This window comes from Vibrio sabulosilitoris, assembly GCF_055391395.1.
The window spans coordinates 2744066-2767207 of record NZ_AP029599.1 but is presented as its reverse complement, the minus strand read 5'-3'; the positions used below and the strand labels follow the sequence as shown (position 1 = coordinate 2767207).

General features: G+C 49.3%; 18 protein-coding genes. 9 read left to right on the top strand and 9 right to left on the bottom strand.

Annotated features, from left to right (window positions below; translation table 11 throughout):
* Positions 1 to 119: 119 nt before the first annotated feature.
* Positions 120 to 3578, bottom strand: a complete 3459-nt coding sequence (mfd, locus tag ACZ5R2_RS12965; protein WP_464899793.1) for a transcription-repair coupling factor — start codon at positions 3576 to 3578, stop codon at positions 120 to 122.
* A 4-nt stretch (positions 3579 to 3582) separates the two neighbouring features.
* Positions 3583 to 4152, bottom strand: coding sequence for a PilZ domain-containing protein (locus tag ACZ5R2_RS12960; protein ID WP_464902364.1), 570 nt, complete (start codon positions 4150 to 4152; stop codon positions 3583 to 3585).
* A 310-nt stretch (positions 4153 to 4462) separates the two neighbouring features.
* On the opposite strand from ACZ5R2_RS12960, the gene lolC reads away from it, so the two are divergent.
* From lolC to lolE, 3 genes are read left to right on the top strand one after another with little or no spacing between them, the layout of a single operon-like run.
* Positions 4463 to 5665 carry a lipoprotein-releasing ABC transporter permease subunit LolC gene (lolC, locus tag ACZ5R2_RS12955; protein WP_464899792.1) on the top strand — a complete coding sequence of 401 codons (1203 nt, stop codon included), beginning with the start codon at positions 4463 to 4465 and terminating at the stop codon, positions 5663 to 5665.
* Positions 5658 to 6335, top strand: a complete 678-nt coding sequence (gene lolD / locus ACZ5R2_RS12950; protein WP_464899791.1) for a lipoprotein-releasing ABC transporter ATP-binding protein LolD — start codon at positions 5658 to 5660, stop codon at positions 6333 to 6335. Before lolC ends, lolD begins: the two co-directional genes overlap by 8 nt.
* Before the next feature lie 3 nt (positions 6336 to 6338).
* Positions 6339 to 7574 carry a lipoprotein-releasing ABC transporter permease subunit LolE gene (lolE, locus tag ACZ5R2_RS12945; protein WP_464899790.1) on the top strand — a complete coding sequence of 412 codons (1236 nt, stop codon included), beginning with the start codon at positions 6339 to 6341 and terminating at the stop codon, positions 7572 to 7574.
* A gap of 128 nt (positions 7575 to 7702) precedes the next feature.
* Here the strand turns inward: lolE and ACZ5R2_RS12940 are convergent, their stop codons facing one another.
* Positions 7703 to 8233, bottom strand: a complete 531-nt coding sequence (locus ACZ5R2_RS12940) for a DUF2062 domain-containing protein (protein ID WP_464899789.1) — start codon at positions 8231 to 8233, stop codon at positions 7703 to 7705.
* 8 nt (positions 8234 to 8241) lie between these two features.
* Here ACZ5R2_RS12940 and ACZ5R2_RS12935 point away from each other — a divergent pair, with 8 nt between their 5' ends.
* From ACZ5R2_RS12935 to kdsB, 5 genes are read left to right on the top strand one after another with little or no spacing between them, the layout of a single operon-like run.
* Positions 8242 to 10494, top strand: coding sequence for a DNA internalization-related competence protein ComEC/Rec2 (locus ACZ5R2_RS12935; protein ID WP_464899788.1), 2253 nt, complete (start codon positions 8242 to 8244; stop codon positions 10492 to 10494).
* A gap of 36 nt (positions 10495 to 10530) precedes the next feature.
* Positions 10531 to 12303 carry a lipid A ABC transporter ATP-binding protein/permease MsbA gene (gene msbA, locus ACZ5R2_RS12930; RefSeq protein WP_464899787.1) on the top strand — a complete coding sequence of 591 codons (1773 nt, stop codon included), beginning with the start codon at positions 10531 to 10533 and terminating at the stop codon, positions 12301 to 12303.
* Between the two features lie 3 nt (positions 12304 to 12306).
* Entirely contained in the window at positions 12307 to 13317 is a 1011-nt protein-coding gene (gene lpxK, locus ACZ5R2_RS12925) for a tetraacyldisaccharide 4'-kinase (protein WP_464899786.1), read from the top strand.
* Positions 13298 to 13477: a Trm112 family protein gene (locus ACZ5R2_RS12920; RefSeq protein ID WP_464902363.1), complete on the top strand. Its 180-nt coding sequence runs from the start codon at positions 13298 to 13300 to the stop codon at positions 13475 to 13477. The genes lpxK and ACZ5R2_RS12920 overlap by 20 nt, the downstream gene beginning before the upstream one ends.
* Before the next feature lies 1 nt (position 13478).
* Complete coding sequence (gene kdsB / locus ACZ5R2_RS12915) at positions 13479 to 14228, top strand: 3-deoxy-manno-octulosonate cytidylyltransferase (protein WP_464899785.1); 750 nt, start codon at positions 13479 to 13481, stop codon at positions 14226 to 14228.
* Positions 14229 to 14369: 141 nt separating this feature from the next.
* Here kdsB and ACZ5R2_RS12910 read toward each other — a convergent pair whose 3' ends face one another.
* From ACZ5R2_RS12910 to ACZ5R2_RS12900, 3 genes are read right to left on the bottom strand one after another with little or no spacing between them, the layout of a single operon-like run.
* Entirely contained in the window at positions 14370 to 15908 is a 1539-nt protein-coding gene (locus tag ACZ5R2_RS12910) for a SpoVR family protein (RefSeq protein ID WP_464899784.1), read from the bottom strand.
* Positions 15909 to 15917: 9 nt separating this feature from the next.
* On the bottom strand, positions 15918 to 17189 hold the full coding sequence (locus ACZ5R2_RS12905; protein WP_464899783.1) for a YeaH/YhbH family protein: 1272 nt from the start codon (positions 17187 to 17189) through the stop codon (positions 15918 to 15920).
* 52 nt (positions 17190 to 17241) lie between these two features.
* The gene (locus ACZ5R2_RS12900) at positions 17242 to 19176 is read right to left on the bottom strand and encodes a PrkA family serine protein kinase (protein WP_464899782.1); all 1935 of its coding nucleotides are present in this window, start codon (positions 19174 to 19176) and stop codon (positions 17242 to 17244) included.
* Between the two features lie 509 nt (positions 19177 to 19685).
* Between ACZ5R2_RS12900 and ACZ5R2_RS12895 the strand changes: the two genes are divergently transcribed.
* A complete protein-coding gene (locus tag ACZ5R2_RS12895) occupies positions 19686 to 20465 on the top strand; it encodes a MipA/OmpV family protein (RefSeq protein WP_464899781.1) in 780 nt (259 codons plus the stop codon).
* A 61-nt stretch (positions 20466 to 20526) separates the two neighbouring features.
* Here ACZ5R2_RS12895 and ACZ5R2_RS12890 read toward each other — a convergent pair whose 3' ends face one another.
* The 3 genes from ACZ5R2_RS12890 to ACZ5R2_RS12880 form a co-directional block, all read right to left on the bottom strand.
* Positions 20527 to 21027, bottom strand: coding sequence for a YfbU family protein (locus ACZ5R2_RS12890; protein ID WP_464899780.1), 501 nt, complete (start codon positions 21025 to 21027; stop codon positions 20527 to 20529).
* A gap of 57 nt (positions 21028 to 21084) precedes the next feature.
* Entirely contained in the window at positions 21085 to 21825 is a 741-nt protein-coding gene (gene pflA / locus ACZ5R2_RS12885) for a pyruvate formate lyase 1-activating protein (RefSeq protein WP_464899779.1), read from the bottom strand.
* A 137-nt stretch (positions 21826 to 21962) separates the two neighbouring features.
* Positions 21963 to 22949 (bottom strand): lipid A deacylase LpxR family protein, encoded by a 987-nt coding sequence (locus ACZ5R2_RS12880; RefSeq protein WP_464899778.1) that lies wholly within the window; start codon positions 22947 to 22949, stop codon positions 21963 to 21965.
* Positions 22950 to 23142 lie beyond the last annotated feature (193 nt).

Below are 23142 nucleotides of genomic sequence, written 5' to 3'. Positions count from 1 at the left end.
TTAATCGGTGAACATCGAGGAAGCCTGCGCCTCCTCTTTGGTATTACTTTAAACTATACCCAAGTCTGTGAATAATGTCAGTGACTTGCAAGCAGTGTTTACCGCCTTAGCCAAGTGAGTTACGCTGGCAGGCGGTTTTGAGCGAACTCATCAAGCATGTTGTTAACAAACTTGAGGCGCTCACGGCGATCGACCAAGGGAACGTTGAACCTAAACTTGGTTGGCCCTTCCATTGCGAACTTATTCGGTTGCGCCTGAAGTAGTTTAACCAAGAATGTTGGGTTAATGTCAGCATCAGGATAGAATTCAATGTAACCTCCTTTCTCATGCGCCTCCATTTTTTTCACCTTGAGCTTACCTGCATCCAGCTTGAGTTCTGACACGGTAAGGAGGTTCTTGGTGGCATCGGGCAAAAGCCCAAAGCGATCGATCAGCTCAACTTTCAACTCTGCCAGCTCCTCTTTGGCTTGCACACTCGCGATCTGTTTGTACATCGACAGGCGAGTATTCACATCTGGGATGTAATCATCAGGAAGCAGCGCCGGAAGACGCATCTCAACCTCGGTTTGCTCGCGCAGTAGCTCGTCCAGTGACGGCTCCTTGCCTTCTTTGAGCGCCTCGACGGCTTGCTCTAGCATCTCCATGTACAAGGTAAAGCCAACCGACTGGATCTGACCACTCTGCTCATCGCCAAGTAGCTCGCCGGCTCCACGGATCTCAAGGTCGTGCGTTGCCAGAGTAAAGCCTGCGCCAAGGTCTTCCAATGAGGCAATCGCATCAAGGCGTTTGACGGCGTCTTTGGTCAGCGCCTTAGGGTGCGGCGTTAGCAAGTAGGCGTAAGCCTGGTGGTGCGAGCGGCCAACACGTCCTCGCAACTGGTGCAACTGAGCCAAACCGAGGTGATCAGCACGGTCGATGATGATGGTGTTCGCCGTTGGCACATCGATACCCGTTTCGATGATCGTGGTACACACCAAGAGGTTAAAGCGCTGGTGGTAGAAATCATTCATGACCTTTTCCAACTCACGCTCACGCATTTGGCCATGTGCTGTGGTAACACGAGCCTCGGGGATCAGCTCGGCGAGATCGCGAGCGATCTTATCGATCGTTTCAACTTGGTTATGCAGGAAGTACACCTGACCACCACGCATGATCTCACGCAGTACCGCCTCACGGATCACGCCGCTGTCTTTCTCTCGGACAAAGGTTTTGATCGACAGTCGTCGCGCCGGAGGTGTTGCAATGATCGATAGATCACGCATGCCACTCATGGCCATATTTAGGGTTCGCGGAATAGGCGTAGCGGTAAGCGTCAAAATATCGACGTCGGCACGCATCGCCTTGACCTTCTCTTTTTGACGCACACCAAAGCGATGTTCCTCATCCACGATCAAAAGGCCAAGATCTTTAAACTGGATATCGCTGGTGATCAGCTTATGGGTACCCACCACAATGTCGACTTTACCCTCCGCCACATCGGCTAAAATTTGCTTTTGTTCTTTGGCAGATTTGAAGCGTGAGAGCACTTCTACTCGGATCGGTAAGTTGGCAAAGCGGTCACGGAAGTTCTCAAAATGCTGTTGTGCGAGCAGCGTGGTAGGGACCAGCACGGCAACTTGCTTGTCATTGTCGGTGGAAACAAACGCAGCGCGCATCGCCACCTCAGTTTTACCAAAGCCGACATCACCACATACCAAACGATCCATGGCCTTGGGCTGACACATATCCGATAGCACGGCATTGATTGCCGTGGCTTGGTCATCCGTCTCTTCAAACGGAAAACCGGCTTTAAATGTGGCGTACTGGCCGCGATCAAGCTCGAACTTGTGGCCTGGTTTAAGCTCACGTTTAGCGTATACATCCAGCAGCTCTGCTGCGACATCGCGAACCTTCTCCGCCGCTTTGCGCCGCGCTTTGGTCCAAGCATCGCCGCCGAGTTTGTGCAGCGGCGCCGACTCTTCTGCTCCGCCGGAGTAGCGACTGATCAGGTTCAGTGAGGCAACCGGTACATACAGCTTGGCTTCGTTTTGATACTCCAAGGTAACGTATTCGGTGGTCATGCCTCCAGCTTCAAGGGTTTGCAAACCTAGGTAGCGCCCGATCCCGTGGTCAATGTGCACCACAGGCTGACCGGGTTTGAGTTCGGCAAGGTTGCGGATCACCGCGTCGCTGTTGGTGTGACGGCGGTCTTTTTTGCGCCTTTGGATAACGCGATCACCAAGCAGATCGCTCTCACAGATGAACGCGAGCTGAGAGTCATCGAAGATAAAGCCTCTTTCAGAGGCGCCCATGACGAGACTGATTTTGTCCGAGCTGGTCAGGGCTTGGTGGAAGTCTGCTTGTTCTATGGGTTTAAGCTTGATCGGCTGCAATAGCTCAAGCAGTGCCTCGCGGCGGCCTTCAGACTCTACTGAGAAGATCACTTTGCCAGCAAAGCCCTCAATAAACTGGCGTAGGGTAGCCAATGGCTCTTTATTTTGTGGCTTGGCAGCTAGGTCCGGCAGCGTGGTGAACTTAGGGTTAGTTCGTCCTTGTTTTTCCTCAATAGGCTCGATGTTGAGTCGTGCAACAGGCAGCTGTTTTAGCTCGCTGAACAACTCGTCTTTCTTAAGCCACAGGTCTTGGGGCTTGAGTAACGGGCGAAGCGGGTCGATGTTGCGTTGATCATAGCGGTGCTCAACATCGTTAAGGAAGTGATCAATGGATGCTTCGATATCACCAACGGTGATCACCTGGGTATCATCAGGAAGGTAATCGAATAAGGTTTCGGTTTGCTCAAAGAACAGCGGCTGCCAGTACTCGATACCTGCAGGCCAGGTACCTTTTGAAACCTGCATATAAATGGATTCAGGCTCGCGGCGGGCATCAAACTGCTGGCGCCAGCGAATACGGAAGTCTTCGATCGCCTCTTCCGTGGTCGGGAACTCGTGCGCAGGCAGGAGGCGGATCTCTTTTACGTCCTCTATTGAGCGTTGATTCTCTGGATCAAAGGTACGAATTGTATCGATCTCATCATCAAAGAAGTCAATTCTATACGGGGCCTGACTGCCCATAGGGAACAGATCAATAATGGAACCACGGCTGGCATATTCACCGGGGCTAAAGACTTGATCACTGTGGCGATAGCCCGACTTCTCAAGTTGTATACGCAGCTTTTCGAGTGAAAAGTTGTCTCCTTGCTTTACCATCAAGGTGTGTTGAAGCAAGAACTCACGCGGTGATTGGCGCTGCAGTAAGGTACTGACAGGCACGATAGTGATGCCCGATTGCTGGGTAGGCAACTGGTAGAGGCATGAGATCCGGTCCGAGATGATCTCCTGATGAGGTGAAAAGTTATCGTAAGGAAGCGTTTCCCAGTCAGGAAAAATCGTCACAGCGTGAGGATAGAACTGCTCTATCTCGTGTTGCAGCTTAAGCGCGGTCTGCGGATCTGGTGCGACGATAAGGTTATGTCGCCCGCTGGTGCTTGCCAGCTCGGCACTGGTTAATGCAAGGCCGGCCCCTAACAGGTTACCGAAGTATTTATTGTCACCAGCGCCAGTAGGAACATTTAGAGTTAACAGCGTTTGGGTTGTCATAGTATTACGAATTTCCTCGTTCTAGTGAGCGTTGGCGAAGGAGTTTTTGTTGTTGGTGAAGGGCCGCGCGGATCAAGATATCTTGATCGGTGTCTTTGATACGAGTGAACTTAACTTCGATCAAAAAGTCACTTGAGCGCGCCTCGCACTGGGTAATTTGACCGTAGCAATAGATGGCGGCGGCGGGATGTTCCAAGAACAACTTAGCCCGCACTGGGGTGTCTATAGCCAGCGCTTTATCGGTGCGATAGGTAAAGCGACTGGCACCGAAGGATTCAGTTGTGACCGCGTAACGCGAGTCATCTTGCTGAGAGAGCATATAGCCCAATAATAGGTTGAGCTTGGCATTTTGGGTATCAAGCAGCTCGATAACATGTCGTAATTCAGAACTGTTAAGCTCTGCGCGAGCGCTTTCTTGCAGTGGGTCTAATCGAGAGAACTCGCTGGCGACTATAAACGGCGTGGGTGTCTCAGCCTCAAGGTTGTCTAAGCTTGGCAAGGTGTAGTCCTTAGCCAGAGGCTCGATATTGGCCTTCATGGCATGTTGGACTGTAAAAAACTCCTGCTCTGACATAGTCATACCTCTCGATAGCGATTTGATAGTGCGCCATGGTAGCGGGGCTCGAATAGGGTTGCAATCATCAAACGGCGCCTGAGGTAGACAATTGATGGTGTTGTGAGCATGTGCGACAAAACAGTTCCTAGTTGACAGGCTAAGCCTTCGTTTTTGGTGAATAAATTATCCAGTAGAATGAATTTTAGTCACTTGAACACGTTTTGAGGTCTTTTGTCGTGACTTATTGACACTTTTTGACGAAACGGGACTACACCGACCCGAAAATAGGGTTTAGAGTAGAGTCCTTAACTAAAAGTCTTGGACGCCTATGTTTCATCCAGTCTCTCTTTTTATTGGTTTGCGCTATCTGCGTGGACGCAGTGGCGATCGCTTTGGCCGATTTGTTTCGTTTATGTCCACAGCAGGCATCACTATCGGGGTGATGTCACTTGTTACTGTGCTGTCAGTGATGAACGGGTTTGAAAACCAGCTTAAAGGTCGCATGCTAGGCGTCCTTCCCCAAGCGGTGGTCAGTCAAGAGGGGCAAAGAACCCCAGCTGACGAGGTGCCGAGTTTTCTTCAGCAGTTCTCTCAACATCCCATCGAACCGATAGTCCGCAGCGAGGCGGTGGTTCAGACTGCAGCCGGTCTTGGCGTGGCGATGATGATTGGCGTAGAGCAGGACAGTCATAACCCAATCTCTGATCATCTGATGGCAGGTCAGTTATCGCAGCTGCAAAGCGGTAATTATCAACTATTTTTGGGCCATGCGATGGCACGTAGCCTTAACGTGTCTGTCGGTGACAAGGTGCGCTTGATGGTAACCAGTGCTAGCCAGTTCACGCCACTTGGCCGGATACCCAGCCAGCGTAATTTTACCCTGGCCGGGATCTTCAATACCGGCTCAGATATCGACGCCCAGCTGGTGATCACGCATATCGATGATGCTGCGCGATTGATGCGCTTACCCAAGCATACCGTGAGTGGTTGGCGTTTGTATTTTGACGACCCATTTGTGGTGTCTAACCTTAGTCAACAGTCTCTCCCTGAAGGCTGGCACTGGAGTGACTGGCGTGAGCAGCGCGGAGAGCTATTCCAGGCGGTCAAGATGGAGAAAAATATGATGGGCTTGATGCTCGGCTTGATTGTTGGCGTAGCCGCTTTCAATATTATCTCGGCACTGATTATGGTTGTGATGGAGAAGCAATCTGAAGTGGCCATCTTGAAAACCCAAGGCATGACTTCGGCGCGGATCATGGCCATTTTTATGGTTCAAGGCGCAAGCTCAGGTATTGTCGGCGCTCTGGTGGGCGGCGGGTTGGGGGTTCTGCTCTCAAGCCACCTCAATACCCTGCTACAAGTTATCGGTGTCGAATTGATCACGTTGGGTGGTTCATTGCCGGTGTTGATTCAACCTGTCCAAATCGCTAGCGTGATCGGCTTAGCTATTCTTCTTAGCTTACTCGCGACACTTTATCCATCTTATCGTGCATCATCAGAAAAACCCGCAGAGGCCCTTCGCTATGAGTAGTCTATTGAGCTGTAATAATGTAAGTAAAACCTATCAAGAGGGCAGTGTAGCGACCCCAGTGTTGCGTGGCGTGAGCTTTAATCTTGAGCAAGGCGAGTTGGCCGCGATTATCGGCACCTCCGGCTCAGGTAAGAGTACGCTGTTGCATATCTTGGGCGCGCTAGATGAGGCTAACGAGGGTGAGGTGGTGTTCCAGCAGCAGTCTCTATTGGACTTGTCCTCCAATCAGCAGGCCAAGATCCGTAATCAAAGCTTGGGCTTTGTCTATCAATTTCACCACCTACTGGCTGACTTTTCCGCGGTGGAGAATGTTGCCATGCCGCTGATGATTGGCGGCATGAGCCCATCTAAAGCCAAGCAAGAGGCGCTTGAATGGCTAGATAGAGTTGGCCTTAGCCATCGCGTTGAGCATCGTCCATCAGAACTTTCCGGTGGTGAGCGCCAGCGCGTGGCGATTGCTCGCGCTCTGGTGAATAAGCCTGCGCTGGTTCTCGCGGATGAGCCGACGGGGAACCTAGATCATGCCACAGCATTGGCGATTTACGATTTGATGCGCACACTCAATCGAGAATCTGGCACCGCCTTTTTGGTGGTCACGCATGATAATGAGCTCGCCGCCAAAATGGATCGCCAGCTTAGAATGCAAGATGGCATGTTGATCAAGGAGTAGAGTGTGTCACTTTCATTATTGATTGGCGCTCGCTTTAGCCGCGCCAAAAAACGCAACAAAATGGTGTCGTTTATTTCGATGTCATCGATGATTGGTATTGCCGTTGGTGTTGCGGTGATCATTATTGGTCTGTCGGCGATGAATGGATTTGAGCGTGAGTTACGTGACCGTGTCCTTTCTGTCGTTGCTCATGCCGAGTTAGAAGGGGTTCGCGGGCCGATTGAGCGCTGGAAAACGGTGATTTCGCGTGCGGAGCTGCACTCAGATGTGATTGCTGCAGCGCCTTATATTTCTTTGACCGCACTAGCCGAGAAAGGGCAAGAGATCAAAGCCATTGAGCTGAAAGGCTTGGACAGTGACCTAGAGGCGAGAGTCTCTCGCTTGACTAGCTTTATTGATCCTGCGGCTTGGCAAGCGTTCGTACCAGGAGAGCAGCGCATCATCCTCGGCAGTGGTGTCGCGCGTCAACTGGGAGTCAGCGTGGGTGAATCTCTTTCCCTGATGCTGCCATCAAGTGATGTTAATAAGGTTCAGGCGCCAAAACGCATTAGACTGGCGGTGATCGGCCTGATTGAGCTTCAAGGCCAGATTGACCACAATCTAGCCATCGTGCCTCTACAAGATGCGCAAGTCTATGCCAATTTCGGTCAGGGTGTGACGGGGATTTCGCTGAAGGTCAATGATGTTCTTGATGCCACGCGCATTGTCAGAGAGGTGGGCAACACGCTTGACGTGTATGTTTACCTCAATAGTTGGAAAAAGAAATATGGTTTCCTTTATCGCGACATTCAGCTGGTGAGAACCATTATGTACTTGGTGATGGTGCTGGTGATTGGTGTCGCGTGTTTCAATATTGTCTCTACCTTGATGATGGCCGTTAAAGATCGCGCAGGTGAGATTGCAATTTTACGCACGATGGGCGCGAGTGACGGCTTGATCAAAAAGATCTTCGTTTGGCAAGGCGTCTTCTCAGGCGTGATAGGAAGCTTGATAGGCAGTATTGTGGGGGTGTTGGTTGCAATGAACCTGACCGCTATTATTGGTCTGCTTGAGCGCGTCCTAGACTATCAGTTCTTGTCGGGTGATATCTATTTTGTCGACTTTCTGCCCTCACAGGTGCAGCTGGGGGATGTGTTGTTGGTTTCAATAACTGCCACAGTACTCAGCTTGCTGGCGACTTGGTACCCGGCTAAGCGTGCCAATCAGCTCAATCCTGCGACGGTATTGAGTGCGAAGTAGATAAATTACCGTCAGGGTTGACATTGATTACATCGATTTGAAGCGAATGACTCCAAACCTTTAACAGCCACAGCAGAACATTGCCAATAAAAAAGCGAGCCTCTTAATCAAGGCTCGCTTTTTTTTAATTAATTTTGCGGCTTGCGACGCCAGCGGGAGCGACTTTGCTGCCAACTACGAACCACCGAGTAGCGCCAAAGACCACGGATACCAAAGTAACCCAGCGCTGCGGCGACGATCGCACAGACAAAACAGCCAACTAAAAACGGTGGTCCCATGGTGTTCATTTGGTTGAGTACATACTGCCACGAGAGTTCGAAATGAAAAGGTTGAGGCGGTGTATTCAACAGCCAAGTGCCGACCTTATAAGCAAGGTAAAACATCAGTGGCATGGTCACGGGATTACTGATCCAGACTAAGGCGACCGACAGCGGCAGATTGACGCTGCAGGCGATCGCGGCTCCTGCCGCCATGATCATCTGACTAGGCAGTGGCATAAAGGCCATAAATAAACCAACCGCAAAGGCGCCAGAGGCGGATCGTCGGTTTAGGCTCCATAAGTTGGGATTGTAAAGTACATTTCCAAATATCTTTAACGCCTTTTGACGCCGAATCACATCGGGATCGGGCATTAAATTTCTAATGAACTTTCTAGGCATAGGGCAATATGACTCTCTTAAATCACTCTTGGTCGTTGCTCGTATTTTGTTTAGTTCTTCTTACCCTGCCATATTGGCCTCAGTTACCTGACCTTCCATGGATAAGCGTAATTCTGACTCTAACCCTGTTTTCCCTGAAGTATAGATGGATGAGAAACCTGTCGTTATGTTTGTTTGCCGTGTTAATCGCCAGTTGCCATGGCCATCAAACAGAGCGACAAACACAAAGACTGTTTGCGAACGGGCTGAATATTACCATAAATGGGCAAGTTGACAGCTTTTTTAAACAAAAGAGTCACGGTTATGAGGGAAAGGTCGTGATTCGCTCGATTAATGGCCAGAACTTGCCCCAAATAGGCTCCACCAAGATACAGCTCCTAAGTCCAATTCCTTTACAAATTAACGATCAACTAGTGGCTCAGGTTCGCCTGAAGCCAATTATCGGCCGCCTCAATCAGCATGGCTACGATCGCGAGGCGTATGCGATGGTCGAGGGCCTGAGTGCACGTGCATCGATTGATCAAAAGGCGCCTTGGCGAGTGGTGAGCCGCGGCAGTTACCAACAGCAAATAGAGCAAGCGATCGATAAGCAGTTGAATCAGGCCTCTTACTATGGCCTAGTGCTGGCGTTGATTTTTGGCGAGCGCCAAGCGATTTCAAGCGATTATTGGCAGGGAATGAAAAGTACCGGTTTAATGCACCTTATCGCGATATCGGGACTACACATTCAGCTGGTGTTCGCGATAGCGATTGTACTGATACGCCCTCTTACCAGCAGAGCCTTTGCCGTACGATGGCTGCCTTATGTCGGCGGATTACTGTTGGCGCTTGGCTATGCATGGCTATCGAGTTTCGCGATCCCCACTTTGCGAGCGCTGATTTCTTGTGCCTTAGTCACTGCACTGTCTGTGGCAAACTTGCGCCTCGCGTTTAAGCAGCAGTGGCTATTGGTCATGGTAGTGATGTTACTGGTGTCTCCCATGTGGGCGTTAGCCAGCAGTTTTTGGATGTCTTTTGCTGCAGTGGCCGTTATTTATTATACCCTCACCCGACATGCGCACTGCGGCTGGTTGGCTCAGCTATTGTGGTTGCAGGCCTATTTTAGCCTGTTGCTATCGCCCTTGAGCATATACCTGTTCGGCGGGATGAGTGCGATTGGCTGGGCGGTAAACTTAATTGTTGTGCCTTGGTTTAGCGTGGTTGTCATGCCGAGCGTACTCTTAGTGCTGGCCTATGAGTTACTAACCATGATCGGTGGACTCGAGTGGGCTAGTGGGTGGGGTTGGCTCACATGGGTGTTTTGGCCTCTAGAGCAGGTGTTAGGGTTTGAAGTTAACTTCTGGCACAGTACATCACAAATTGGCTGGAAGACCAGCCTCTTACTGTCGCTCATAGTGATTTTAATACCCATCATCACCCTAAGAGCGTGTCTGTTCCTCGTCACTGTTGCTGTGACTTTTTGGGCTGGCATTGATCAGACAGCGCCGCGTTGGCAGATGCGGGTCTTTGACGTTGGGCATGGCTTAGCCATAGCGTTCCACATCCAACATCAGGTTATACTCTATGATCTGGGCGCGAGCTGGGAGCAGGGGAGTGTGGCGAAATCGACCATTGAACCCTGGCTGGATTGGCATGGCATAAAATCCATTGAAGCGATTTTCATCAGCCACGATGACAACGACCATCGGGGAGGGTTTAACGATATTCAGGGAAAATATTCGATTAATCGCTTGTATACAAGCTCAACACAGGCAAATGCAATCCCCTGCGTAGCAGGGCAAAATAGGACCTTAGCTAGCCTTAATTTTCGCGTGCTCTGGCCGACCAAAGCAGTAAAAAGGGCGTTTAATCCTCACTCTTGTGTCATCCAAGTGACTGACGAACTTTCCGGTTTGAGTATCCTTCTTACCGGTGATATCGAGAGTGTGAGTGAATACTTGCTCGCTCGAATGGGTGAGGGCCTGCGAAGTGACATCATGCTTGTTCCCCATCATGGCAGTCGTTCCTCATCGACTAAGGCACTGATTAAGCGAGTTAAGCCACGCATTGCCATCTCCTCAAACGCCTACAAAGGCCGTTGGAATCTACCGAATCCGCAGGTCGTGGAGCGCTACCTTGAGCAAGGGGCCATTTGGTACGACACTGGACAAGATGGCATGCTCATCATCGATGTCTATCGTGAACATTGGGACGTACGTGATACTCGACAAGGCGTTAATCATTCTTGGTATAGGCAGATGCTGCGTAACGGAGTAGAATAATGCCCCTAACTATCGTAAAACAGTAAGAAAACCCCTATGTCTGCAGTTAAATCGACAGAGAAATTAATCGATAAAGATGAAAACACTTGGCACACCTTTAAACGGTTGTGGACCTATATTCGCCTATACAAGAACGGCTTGATTGTTGCTGCCATTGCTCTTGTACTGAATGCGGCTGCAGATACTTATATGATCTCCTTGCTTAAGCCTCTTTTGGATGAGGGCTTTGGCGAAGCAGACTCACAATTTTTGCGCACCATGCCTCTTATCGTCTTTGGTATGATTTTCCTGCGCGGTATCAGTGGTTTTATTTCTACCTACTGCTTGAGCTGGGTATCGGGCAATGTGGTGATGATGATGCGCCGAGGCATTTTTCGTCAATTTATGCATATGCCAGTCACCTTCTTTGATAACGAATCCACTGGTGGACTGCTGTCTCGAATTACCTATGACTCTGAGCAGGTTGCGAGTGCGACAAGTAGTGCCTTGGTCAATATTGTTCGCGAGGGTGCCAGCATAATTGGTTTGATGGTGCTGATGTTTTGGAGCAGTTGGAAGCTATCTCTGGTGCTATTGTTGGTTGCGCCCGTCGTGGCATGGGGTATTGGGTTCATCTCGCGTCGTTTCCGCAAAATCTCAAAGAATATGCAGACCGCAATGGGCCGAGTCACTTCTTCTGCTGAGCAGATGCTCAAAGGCCATCGTGTTGTGATCAGCTACGGTGGTCAGGATATCGAGTCTGAGCGTTTTGATAACGTGAGTAACCGAATGCGCCAGCAGAAAATGAAGCTGGTGGTCGTACAGGGGATGGCTAACCCTATTATTCAATTGGTCGCTTCTACTGCAATTGTAACCGTACTGTTTCTGGCAAGCTTTGATGATATTCGTAATGAACTGACGCCAGGCACCTTTACCGTCGTTTTCTCTGCAATGTTTGCCATGATGCGTCCGCTCAAAGGCTTGACCAGTGTCGCTGGTCAGTTTCAGCGTGGTATGGCGGCGTGTCAGACTCTGTTTGGTCTTATGGATCTTGAGACAGAGAAGAACACCGGTAAGTACGTGACTGAGCGTGCTGCTGGAGAGGTCAGCGTCGAAGAGGTGACCTTTACTTATAAAGGTCGAGAGAATCCAGCGCTGAAAAATGTTTCTTTTACCATTCCAAAGGGCAAAACGTTGGCATTAGTCGGCCGCTCAGGCTCGGGTAAAAGCACCATCGCTAATCTGTTTACCCGCTTTTATGATGTCGACTCTGGCTCAATTAAACTCGATGGATACGATGTCCGTGATTACGAGTTGAAGAATCTGCGTGAACAGTTCGCCCTAGTTTCACAAAACGTCCATCTATTCAATGATACTGTGGCGAATAACATTGCTTATGCGGCTGAGGGTCAGTATAGCCGTGAACAGATTGAGCATGCGGCGCGTCTTGCTTATGCCATGGACTTTATCGATCAGATGGAAGATGGCCTAGACACCATGATCGGTGAAAATGGTGCGAGTTTATCGGGCGGTCAGCGCCAGCGTATTGCGATTGCAAGGGCACTACTTCGTGACGCACCTGTGCTGATCTTGGATGAGGCGACGTCAGCGCTTGACACAGAATCTGAGCGTGCGATCCAACTTGCTCTCGATGAACTACAAAAAGACAAAACTGTATTAGTAATTGCTCACCGACTGTCAACGATTGAGAATGCCGATGAGATCTTGGTGGTTGATGAGGGCAATGTTATTGAGCGCGGCAATCACAGCGAGTTGTTGGCTGCACAAGGTGCCTACGCACAGCTCCATGCCATTCAGTTTGGTGAGTAATCAGTGATTGATAAGCTCTGGTATCAACCCAACAAAGCCGCAAAATGCCTGGCGCCACTTTTGTGGCCACTGAGTCGAGTATTTTATAGCGTGAGTCAATCTCGTAGAGAGGCTTACCTGTCGGGGCGAAAGTCGAGCTATAGAGCACCGGTTCCAGTGGTGGTGGTTGGCAATATTACCGTGGGTGGTAATGGTAAAACGCCGGTTGTGATTTGGCTGGTGGAGCAGTTACAAGCGCTAGGCTTTCGACCTGGGGTGGTGTCGCGAGGTTATGGTGGTAACGCCAAGCACTACCCTTTGCTCGTCACCAATGATGTGACTGCCGAGCAGTGTGGTGATGAGCCTAAGCTGATAGCTCAGCGAACGGGGGCGCCTGTAGCGGTAGCTCCGGTAAGAAGCCAAGCCGTTAAGGCTCTACTAGAACACAGGGTAGATGTGGTGATCACCGATGATGGCTTGCAACACTACGCATTGCAGCGTGATATTGAATTGGTTGTGGTTGATGGTAAGCGACGCTTTGGCAATCAATACCTACTGCCACTTGGTCCACTGCGTGAACCTATCTCACGCCTTGAAGAGGTTGATTTCATCATAAACAATGGTGGGGCAGCTCAAGGCAGTGAGATTAGTATGTCACTCGAGCCAAGCTTAGCGGTCAATCTGGTGACTGGTGAGCAGCGTGATGTGCGTCAACTTGGTAAACTAGCCGCATTTGCCGGTATCGGTCATCCACCCCGTTTTTTCCACACGCTGGAGCAGCTTGGTGCCGAGCTGGTCGCAAGCCAGGGCTTTGCTGATCATCAAGCCTATGACAAAAGTCAATTAGAGACGTTTGCTCAGCAAGGGCAAAACGTGATTATGACGGAAAAAGATGCCGTCAAATGTGGCCAATTTGCGCAAGATAACTGGTGGTATCTACCGGTATCTGCCAAACTTCCAGCACAGAGTGCTGAGTGCATTCTGCGACGAATTAAAGAGGTAAAACAAGAGTATGATGGATCACCGTTTGCTTGAGATTATTGCATGTCCTGTATGCAAGGGAAAATTGACTTACGATAAAGATAAGCAGGAGTTGATTTGTAAATTCGACCGTCTTGCCTATGCCATCAAAGAGGGCATCCCAGTGCTACTCGAGGCTGAAGCGCGTACTATTTCAATGGATGAGGGACGCTAAGATGAACTTCAGCGTCATTATTCCGGCTCGTTATCAGTCGAGTCGTCTACCCGGCAAGCCGTTGGCCGACATTGCCGGAAAGCCTATGGTCCAGTGGGTCTATGAAAAAGCCGTTGCCTCAGGTGCCAGCCGAGTGGTGGTGGCCACCGATGATGAGCGCATAGCAAAGGCTGTCGAGGAGTTTGGTGGTGTGGTGTGCATGACCTCACCTGAACATCAATCGGGTACTGAGCGTCTGGCGGAAGTGGTCGAAAAGCTCAATATTGATGAACAAGAAATTGTCGTTAATGTTCAGGGTGACGAGCCGCTGATCCCCGCTGAGATCATCCGTCAAGTCGCAGAGAATATCTCAACCAGCCAAGCACCGATGGCGACGCTGGGTGTCGCCATTAGCGATGAGCAAGAGGCCTTTAACCCAAATGCGGTTAAGGTGGTGACAGACAAAGATGGTTATGCATTGTACTTCAGTCGCGCAACCATCCCTTGGGATCGTGACCATTTTGCCAGCCAACAACCCGGCTTAAAGCAGCCTCTAATGCGCCATATTGGTATTTATGCCTATCGTGCTGGCTTTATTAACACCTATGTGCATTGGCAGCCATCGCAGCTAGAGCAGATAGAGAGTTTGGAGCAGCTACGAGTACTTTGGTATGGCGAGCGCATCCACGTCGAGCTTGCTAAACAAGCGCCAGCAGCGGGTGTAGACACACCAGAAGACCTAGAAAAGGTCAGAGCAATCTTAGCGCAATAATTTTCGACTGTATCAATAAAAAAATAGACCCTCAGGTCTATTTTTTATAAGCAAAGTAGCTCAAAAGGGATTGCAGACTAACCATGCATGCTTAACGCCTCGCTCCTCGAAGCGAAGCGTCCCCGTACCTCGAAACTGATTTTAGATTTTCCCTCCATAATCGTGTCGCTGAGGACAGGTCGCAAGGATTTCCCGACGGCCAGAGTCACGTACTTCCTCTAGAATGACATCAAAGCCCCATAAACGATAAAGATGCTTCATTACTTCGTCATAGCTTTTATCCAGCGGAACGCGATTATGCGGGACATGCTGTAAGGTCAGTGAGCGATCTCCGCGAACGTCAACGTTATAGACTTGAATGTTCGGCTCGAGGTTACTGAGGTTATACTGACTCGCGAGTTTTTCACGGATCTCTCGATAACCCATTTCATCATGTATTGCACTGACTTCAATAAAGTTACGGCGGTCATCATCGAGCACCGAGAAGAGCTTAAACTCGCGGATCAAATGCGGTGATAGGTACTGACTGATAAAACTCTCATCCTTGAAGTTGTGCATCGCAAAATGCACTGCTTCAAGCCAGTCAGTATCTGCTAAGTCAGGGAACCACTCTCTATCTTCATCGGTTGGCTCTTCACAGATTCGTTTGATATCCCTAAACATCGCAAAGCCAAGTGCATAAGGGTTAATACCGCTGTAATACTGGCTATTGTAGGCTGGCTGAGCGACCACGCTGGTGTGGCTGTGCAAGAACTCAAGAATAAAGCGATCGCTGACCTTACCCTCATCATAGAGGTGATTGAGTATCGTGTAGTGCCAGAAGGTTGCCCAACCCTCATTCATCACTTGGGTTTGCTTTTGTGGATAGAAATATTGGCTGACCTTACGCACGATACGCACAATCTCACGTTGCCAAGGCTCAAGCAGTGGAGCATTTTTTTCGATAAAGTACAGCAGGTTTTCCTGTGGCTCACTTGGGAAGCGGACCTGGGTCTCCTCCTCGTCTTTCTGCTTGTTTTGCGGTACGGTGCGCCACAGGTCATTGACCTGGGACTGTAAGTACGCCTCGCGCTCTTCTTGGCGAGATTTCTCTTCGGCAATAGAAATTTTTTCTGGACGCTTATAGCGATCCACGCCGTAATTCATCAGGGCATGGCACGAGTCAATTAATAGCTCGACTTCATTAACGCCATGCTTCTCTTCACACTCGGCAATGTACTTCTTGGCAAACAACAAGTAATCGATGATCGAGCTCGCATCTGTCCAAGTCTGGAACAGGTAATTTCCCTTGAAGAAGGAGTTGTGTCCATAACAAGCGTGTGCCATGACCAATGCCTGCATGGTCACGGTATTTTCTTCCATCAGATACGCGATACACGGATTGGAATTGATCACTATCTCGTAAGCGAGACCCATCTGCCCGTGTTTATAGCCTTGTTCGGTCTGGATAAATTTCTTACCAAAAGACCAGTGATTGTAGTTGATGGGCATACCGATGCTTGAGTAGGCATCCATCATCTGCTCTGAGGTGATCACCTCGATTTGGTTCGGATAGGTATCCAATCGATAGTGCTCAGCGACACGCTTGATCTCAGTGTGGTATCTGTCTAATAGCTCGAAGGTCCAGTCTGGTCCATCAGGGAGCATGTGTGTCGTTTGTTCGACTTTGTCGTCAATCATGCCAACCTCCTACACGTCTTCCTTGGCGAATAGCTCCCTAAATACCGGAAAAATATCGTCGGTGGAGCGAATGTTCTTCATTGCGAAGTTGTTGAACTCGTTTTGGATTTTCTCGTACTCGTGCCAGAGAGTTTGGTGTGAGCGGCGCGTAATCTCGATATAGGAGTAGTATTGGCAAGCTGGTAAAAGCTTGTTGACTAACAGCTCTTTACAGCGTGGCGAATCGTCAGCCCAATTGTCACCATCAGAGGCTTGCGCGGCATACACATTCCATTCAGAGGTTGGGTAGCGATCCTCGACGATCTCTTTCATCAGTTTCAGTGCGCTTGATACGATGGTGCCACCGGTTTCCTGAGAGTAGAAAAACTCATGCTCATCGACTTCTTTCGCTTGGGTATGGTGGCGAATGAACACAACATCGACATTTTCGTAGCGGCGGTTGAGGAACAGATAAAGCAATACATAAAAGCGCTTAGCGATGTCTTTAGTCGCTTGGTCCATCGAACCCGACACATCCATCAAACAGAACATGACTGCCTGGCTTGATGGGATAGGGCGTCGCTCGTAGTTCTTAAAGCGCAAATCAAAGGTATCGATAAACGGCACCTTATCGATTTTGGCCCGCAATTCGGCTATCTCGGCTTTTAGACGGCGCTCTTCCATCAACTGGGCAGGTTCGCGATTGATGACCGACTCCAGCTCGTCTTCCAGTTCATGCAGCAGGCGTTTTTTGCCCGCAGTCATTGCAGTACGACGCGCGAGAGATTGCTGTAATGAACGCACGATAGCAATGTTGGACGGGATCCCGGCGGTTTGGTACCCCGCACGGTGTGTCTTCCACTCGGTGACCTTATTGACTTGGTTTTTTTGCAGGTTAGGTAGCTCGAGATCTTCAAACAGAATATCAAGGTATTCATCTTTGGAGATCTGGAATACGAACTCATCTTGGCCCTCACCATCTTGGCTTGCGTCACCCTCACCAGAGCCACCAGCACCTTGGCCGCCTTTCGGACGCTCGATTTGGTCGCCTCGAGTAAATTGATCGTTACCGGGGTGAACGCGCTCTTTGACGCCCCCTTGTCCTTGATGAAAGGAAGGCTCACGGATGTCTTTGCTCGGAATAGCAACGTCTTCGCCTGTCTCCGTGTCGGTGATCGAACGGCGGCTCACGGCATCGGTCACAGATTCTTTGATTTGTGCCTTGTGCCGCTTAAGGAAGCGCTGACGATTGACGGCACTCTTGTTCTTGCCGTTTAATCGTCGATCGATAAATTGCGCCATAATCATCTCCCTCAATCGGCTCCCCATGTAGAAAGGGGAGCCCTATCTACGATTATGATGACTTACGAACACGCAAGTACCATTCAGACAATAGGCGTACCTGTTTCTCGGTGTAGCCTTTTTCCATCATACGAGCAACGAAGTCGTCGTGTTTCTTCTGATCCTCAGAAGAGGTCTTGGCGTTGAACGAAATAACCGGTAGCAGCTCTTCGGTATTCGAGAACATTTTCTTCTCAATAACGGTGCGCAGTTTCTCGTAGCTGGTCCAAACCGGATTCTTACCACTGTTGCCCGCTCGTGCGCGCAGAACGAAGTTAACGATTTCATTACGGAAGTCTTTCGGATTGCTGATACCAGCTGTTTTCTCGATTTTCTCAAGCTCATTGTTGAGAGAAGCGCGGTCGAACAACTGACCAGTTTCAGGATCGCGGTACTCTTGATCTTGGATCCAGAAGTCAGCATAGGTGACGTAGCGATCAAAGATGTTCTGGCCGTACTCGGAATAGGACTCGAGGTATGCGGTTTGAATCTCTTTACCAATAAACTCGACGTAGCGAGGCACCAAGTACCCTTTCAAGAATTCGAGATATTTCTCAGCGGTCTCTTGCGGGAACTGTTCGCGTTCAATCTGCTGCTCAATAACGTAGAACAGGTGCACTGGGTTGGCCGCGACCTCGGTTTGGTCGAAATTAAATACGCGTGACAAAATCTTAAACGCAAAGCGCGTCGAAAGGCCATTCATACCCTCATCGACGCCCGCATAGTCGCGATACTCTTGATAGCTCTTCGCCTTAGGATCGGTGTCTTTGAGCGTTTCACCATCGTATACACGCATCTTCGAGAAGAGTGATGAATTGTCAGGATCTTTCAGACGCGACAGGATGCTAAATTGTGCTAACAGATCAAGTGTGCTCGGTGAACATGGCGCTTTGGACAGCTCTGAGTGATCGAGCAATTTCTGGTAAATTTTGACCTCTTCTGAAACGCGTAGACAGTATGGCACTTTGACAATATAGACACGGTCAAGGAAGGCCTCATTGTTCTTGTTGTTGCGGAAGGTTTGCCATTCGGACTCATTTGAGTGCGCGAGTATCATACCGTCAAAGGGTAGGGCAGAGAGCCCCTCTGTGCCGTTAAAGTTGCCCTCTTGAGTTGCAGTAAGTAGGGGGTGAAGCACTTTGATCGGTGCTTTAAACATCTCGACGAATTCCATCATACCCTGGTTGGCTTTACAGAGGGCGCCAGAGTAGCTATATGCATCTGGGTCATCTTGAGCAAAGTGTTCAAGTTGACGAATATCGACTTTACCTACCAGTGACGAGATGTCTTGGTTGTTTTCATCACCGGGCTCAGTTTTGGCAATCGCGATTTGATCAAGGATCGATGGACGGACTTTAACCACCGTAAACTTGGTGATATCTCCACCAAACTCATGCAGGCGCTTGGCGGCCCAAGGTGACATGATCGAGCGAAGATAACGCTTCTCGATGCCGTACTCTTTCTTGAGCAGTTCACCGTCTTCGCTGACGTCAAACAGGCAGAATGGGTGGTCGTTAACTGGGCTGCGCTCGCCATTTGCAGACAACACGTAGATAGGCATTTTCTGCATCAAGGCTTTGAGTTTCTCCGCCAGAGAAGACTTACCACCACCTACAGGACCCAGCAAGTAGAGGATCTGCTTGCGTTCCTCGAGACCCTGCGCCGCATGTTTTAAGTAGGAGACTATCTGTTCGATCGAGTCTTCCATTCCATAGAAATCCTCGAACTCTTTGTAGCGTGAAATAACGCGGTTGGAAAAAATACGGCTCAGTCTCGGGTCTTGAGCGGTATCGATGATTTCCGGCTCTCCAATGGCGAGCAGTAAACGTTCTGCTGCGTTGGCGTATGCGCTCTTGTCGTCCTTACACAGGGACAAAAACTCCTGAATCGACAACTCTTCATCCTTCGCCGCTTCATATCTAGATTGATAATGATCGAAAATACTCATCGCAATTCCCCTTTGTTCCCTTGCCTATGTGATTTGAGATCACCAAGGCGATTCACTCGCGTTCTTTTGTTTGTACATGACAACTGTTTTGTACGTGATAACTGTTTTGTACGTGACAAATTGCCTAAACATGACAATGGTGGTGGCTACATCACTTTCTCTATTTGACCGCAATTTAGGGTCAAAAATTCCTCTTTTGATGCAAGCTCGACAGGCGAACAAGGCATCATGTTACTCGTTTGTAATGATTTGTACGTATAACTATAGCCTAGTAAGTTTTGTCAATTTTGCTTAACAATTATAGATTTATTGAAAAAATAGCCTCTGCACTCTCGCTTTTGTGACCACGTGGGTCTCGAAATAAACGCAGATCATTTATGTTTATGAAATGATGAAAAAATGTTGCTTTTTTTGCATTGAAAAGGGCAACATAAGGGACGCTAACAGGGTGATTGGTCAGAGTTGAGCAACATGTCAGCGTATCACAGATAAAAATTTTGTCGCTCAGGATGGACGTCGATCAAGGAGAGAGATGGGTGAAGAACTCGACAAAAACGGGGTTGCTGTTTGCTCTAATAGTCACTAGTTCTAGTGCCTATGCACAGCCCGGGAAATGGTCATTGGGCGTGGGCGCAGCCTATTCCCCAGAGGTCTATAAAGAAACGTCTTCAAGCCGAACCGTGATTCCTATCATAGGCTATGAGGGTGAGCATGTTTTCTTCCGTGGGTTTTCTGCTGGTTATCGACTTTTTCCACGTGGCAGTACCCACAATGTAGTCGCACGTTTACAGTATGATCCTCGAACGCTTGACCCTGGTGAGTCTAGCGATCCCAACATACGCAAACTCGATAAGCGTCGCTCGACCGTACTGGGCGGGGCAAGCTATGAGTATCGCAGCCCGGTCGGTGTGTTTGAACTCGCAGCAGGCACGGATATCGGGTCAACCCATAATGGACTGTACGCACAAGCGTCATACTCTTATCCGTTTATTGGGCGCGGATGGGGATTAGTACCGAACATCGGTTACGCGTACAACAACGAAAAGCTCAATAGACACTTGTATGGGGTCAGTGACTCAGAAGCCGCACGCACCGATTTTGATCCATTTGAGCCTGATTGGGATGGTAACTTTTTCATTGGTATGAGCGGGTTCTTTGGCATCACTCGCCGCATTAGCATTATGGGTAGTGTGCGCTACACAAACTTGGAAGGCGACCTTGAGGAGAGTCCAATCCTCGATGCAACGGTCGGTACCAGCGTGATGCTGGGGATCACCTACTCACTGTAGTGAAAGTCAGGGCAAAAAAAGCCTCCGCAGTGCGGAGGCTTTTTGGTAAACGGCTTGTACCTTAGGCAGTAAAGATCTGTCTAAATTCTGCCGCCGATAAGTGGTACTGACGTGGGCAGTGGCGCCAAGTCGCCAGCATACGACGATATTTGTCCAGCATCGGCATTTGAGAGTTGAAGTGATGGTCAGCCTTGTCAAACTGCGGGTAAAGCCCCTCAGAGTCAACTAGGAAGCGCACGTAGTGTACATATTGTGCCTCGGTAGCCGCATCAAAGCCCAAGAACTGCAGGCGGCGTTGGTCAACCTCGGCACGCTCACTTTCATCGAGCATTTTATTCGACTCTTGCATTGCGTGATACATCTCCATTATGTCGATGATTTCGCGACAAGCGTCTTCTTGTAAGCGACCAAAATCTTTGTCCAATTCGCGCATTTGCAAGCCGTAGCCACGCTCTACAATTGTCTGTAGGCGCTGGTAGCGGCCGGAATTGTCAGGATCTAACTTCATCATCAATCGATACTGATTAGATAGGATTAAACGTTGAGCGTTCGTCATTTCCATTGTATTAAAGCCTCTTTACTTTCCATTTTGTCTACCAGTCGAGCGGTGGACGTTTAATTAGTATTGAATGTTAGTGTGGTATTGGCTTAGTACCTCGACAATGCTATCCATTGTCTCTTTCGAAGGGGGATCGATGCCTTCTAGTTCATACTCAACACCCAGTGCTTCCCATTTGTGAGCACCAAGCTTGTGGTATGGCAGCAGCTCAATCTTCTCGATGTTATCCATGTCTTTAATGAACTCACCAAGTAGTTGCGCAGACTCAAGGTCGTCGGTGTAGCCTGGAACGACTACGTAGCGGATCCAAGTTTTCTGACCAATTTTGTGTAGGTAGCGAGCGAAATCAAGCACGCGAGTATTCGACACGCCGATAAAGTCTTTGTGGATTTCGTCTTTCATCTGCTTGAGGTCGAGCATAACCAGATCAGCTGCTTCAAGAACTTCATCAATGACATCGGTATGCTTACGGATGTAGCCATTAGTATCAAGGCAGGTATGGATGCCTTCTGCCTGGGCCGCCCTAAAGAAGTCACGCACAAACTCAGGTTGCATCATAGCTTCGCCACCTGAACAGGTGACACCGCCGCCAGAGGCGTTCATAAAGTGACGGTAAGTTTTTGCTTCTTGGATGATTTCATCCACAGTGACTTCTTTACCGTCTTTCGGATCCCACGTGTCACGGTTGTGACAGTACTTACAACGCATAAGACAGCCTTGCAAGAAAACGATAAAGCGGATACCGGGGCCATCAACAGTACCACATGACTCAAAAGAGTGAATACGACCAGTAGTAGACATGAGTTAATCTCTGTTCTTCAAATAGTTTGGATATTTTATAACAAAAGTTGAGGATTAAATAGTTTTGTTGAGCATAAGCTAGTTACAGGAGGTAACAACTAGGCACAGCATGCCTTACCTCCAAGCAATCAGCACAACTAGAAAAATCCATATAGTGTTAGGCTGCCAGTACCATAAAGCGAGTCGTTAGAGTGTTGGTACTCTGGCGTGTGCCCAGACAGAGCCAATGCGGCGCCTAGACTACGATTGTACCAAGCGATACCTGCAACGGCGGTCGCTTGGAATGGCTGTATCTGCATGTCGAATTGCCCGCTGTCGTCATCAATATTTGGGCGATCCCCCTCAATGGTGACATCGTTAAAGCGCAGTCGTCCCTCAAAACCAAAGAAACCAAACAGTCCGTGATGAGAAGCGCCAATCATACCCGGCCTGAATGGGTTTTCATGATCGATGTTAGCCGCCCCCATATTGCTGTGCAGATCGGTTCCCCAACGAAACATCAATCCGGTTGACGCATCACTGCGAAAGTTACCGGCATTAAATTCGCTGACACTGCTGATCTCGACTTGTGAGTTACCAAAAGCCTGAGCGCGCATCAGGCTATAGTGACTGAGGTAGCCGATGCTACCCACCCAGCCTTCATCAACTTGGTAATCCCACCCCATCGGAATATCAGAGCCGACAATGTCATGCACGATGCTCTGTGCTTGAGAAGCCATCGAGTTGTCACCTGTTACACCAATAGTCAGATTGAAACGGTGGGCTTGCTGCGGATGCAAACTGATAAAGTTCAGTTCACCATGAAAATAACCGGCGTAAGGGCGGTCACCGGCAATGGGGTTCTCATCCTCAATATCTTCCGGCGTCCACATCTTGTGGCCAATGACGAACTCGAACTTATCTAAGGAAGGCACCCCCCATGCAGATAAGCTCAAGGGGCGTAAAAAACTTGGGGTGTTGATCGCACCGGTTGTGTAAGAGAGGAACAGGCCATTGGAATAGTCATGGTCAGTCCGGACGATACCATCGTTGTCGATATTAAACACAAAGGTATTACGATCAGAGGCGAAACTCTGACAGGTGACGGCGGAGAGCCCAAGTGCGAGTACTGCTAGCGGTTTCATTATTATCTATAACTTCCTTTTACTATTGCTAGTAATAGTACCTAAAAAACCGCGGTTAGGAAGAAATTAGTCTGCTTTTAGCGAACAACTTAAAAAAAGGGGCGGGGTACGGGGACGGGCAAAGCCCTTCGAGGTGCGAGGAGTTCTGTGTGAGCGATGAGTGAGTCTACACTTTTATTTCTAGGGTAGCGCT

Bases quoted from the DNA above. Each gene is read 5' to 3' on its own strand.
- mfd (WP_464899793.1), bottom strand. From the start codon at position 3,578: ATGACAACCCAAACGCTGTTAACTCTAAATGTTCCTACTGGCGCTGGT.
- ACZ5R2_RS12960 (WP_464902364.1), bottom strand. From the start codon at position 4,152: ATGTCAGAGCAGGAGTTTTTTACAGTCCAACATGCCATGAAGGCCAAT.
- lolC (WP_464899792.1), top strand. From the start codon at position 4,463: ATGTTTCATCCAGTCTCTCTTTTTATTGGTTTGCGCTATCTGCGTGGA.
- lolD (WP_464899791.1), top strand. From the start codon at position 5,658: ATGAGTAGTCTATTGAGCTGTAATAATGTAAGTAAAACCTATCAAGAG.
- ACZ5R2_RS12940 (WP_464899789.1), bottom strand. From the start codon at position 8,233: ATGCCTAGAAAGTTCATTAGAAATTTAATGCCCGATCCCGATGTGATT.
- ACZ5R2_RS12935 (WP_464899788.1), top strand. From the start codon at position 8,242: ATGACTCTCTTAAATCACTCTTGGTCGTTGCTCGTATTTTGTTTAGTT.
- msbA (WP_464899787.1), top strand. From the start codon at position 10,531: ATGTCTGCAGTTAAATCGACAGAGAAATTAATCGATAAAGATGAAAAC.
- ACZ5R2_RS12920 (WP_464902363.1), top strand. From the start codon at position 13,298: ATGGATCACCGTTTGCTTGAGATTATTGCATGTCCTGTATGCAAGGGA.
- kdsB (WP_464899785.1), top strand. From the start codon at position 13,479: ATGAACTTCAGCGTCATTATTCCGGCTCGTTATCAGTCGAGTCGTCTA.
- ACZ5R2_RS12910 (WP_464899784.1), bottom strand. From the start codon at position 15,908: ATGATTGACGACAAAGTCGAACAAACGACACACATGCTCCCTGATGGA.
- ACZ5R2_RS12905 (WP_464899783.1), bottom strand. From the start codon at position 17,189: ATGGCGCAATTTATCGATCGACGATTAAACGGCAAGAACAAGAGTGCC.
- ACZ5R2_RS12900 (WP_464899782.1), bottom strand. From the start codon at position 19,176: ATGAGTATTTTCGATCATTATCAATCTAGATATGAAGCGGCGAAGGAT.
- ACZ5R2_RS12895 (WP_464899781.1), top strand. From the start codon at position 19,686: ATGGACGTCGATCAAGGAGAGAGATGGGTGAAGAACTCGACAAAAACG.
- ACZ5R2_RS12890 (WP_464899780.1), bottom strand. From the start codon at position 21,027: ATGGAAATGACGAACGCTCAACGTTTAATCCTATCTAATCAGTATCGA.
- pflA (WP_464899779.1), bottom strand. From the start codon at position 21,825: ATGTCTACTACTGGTCGTATTCACTCTTTTGAGTCATGTGGTACTGTT.
- ACZ5R2_RS12880 (WP_464899778.1), bottom strand. From the start codon at position 22,949: ATGAAACCGCTAGCAGTACTCGCACTTGGGCTCTCCGCCGTCACCTGT.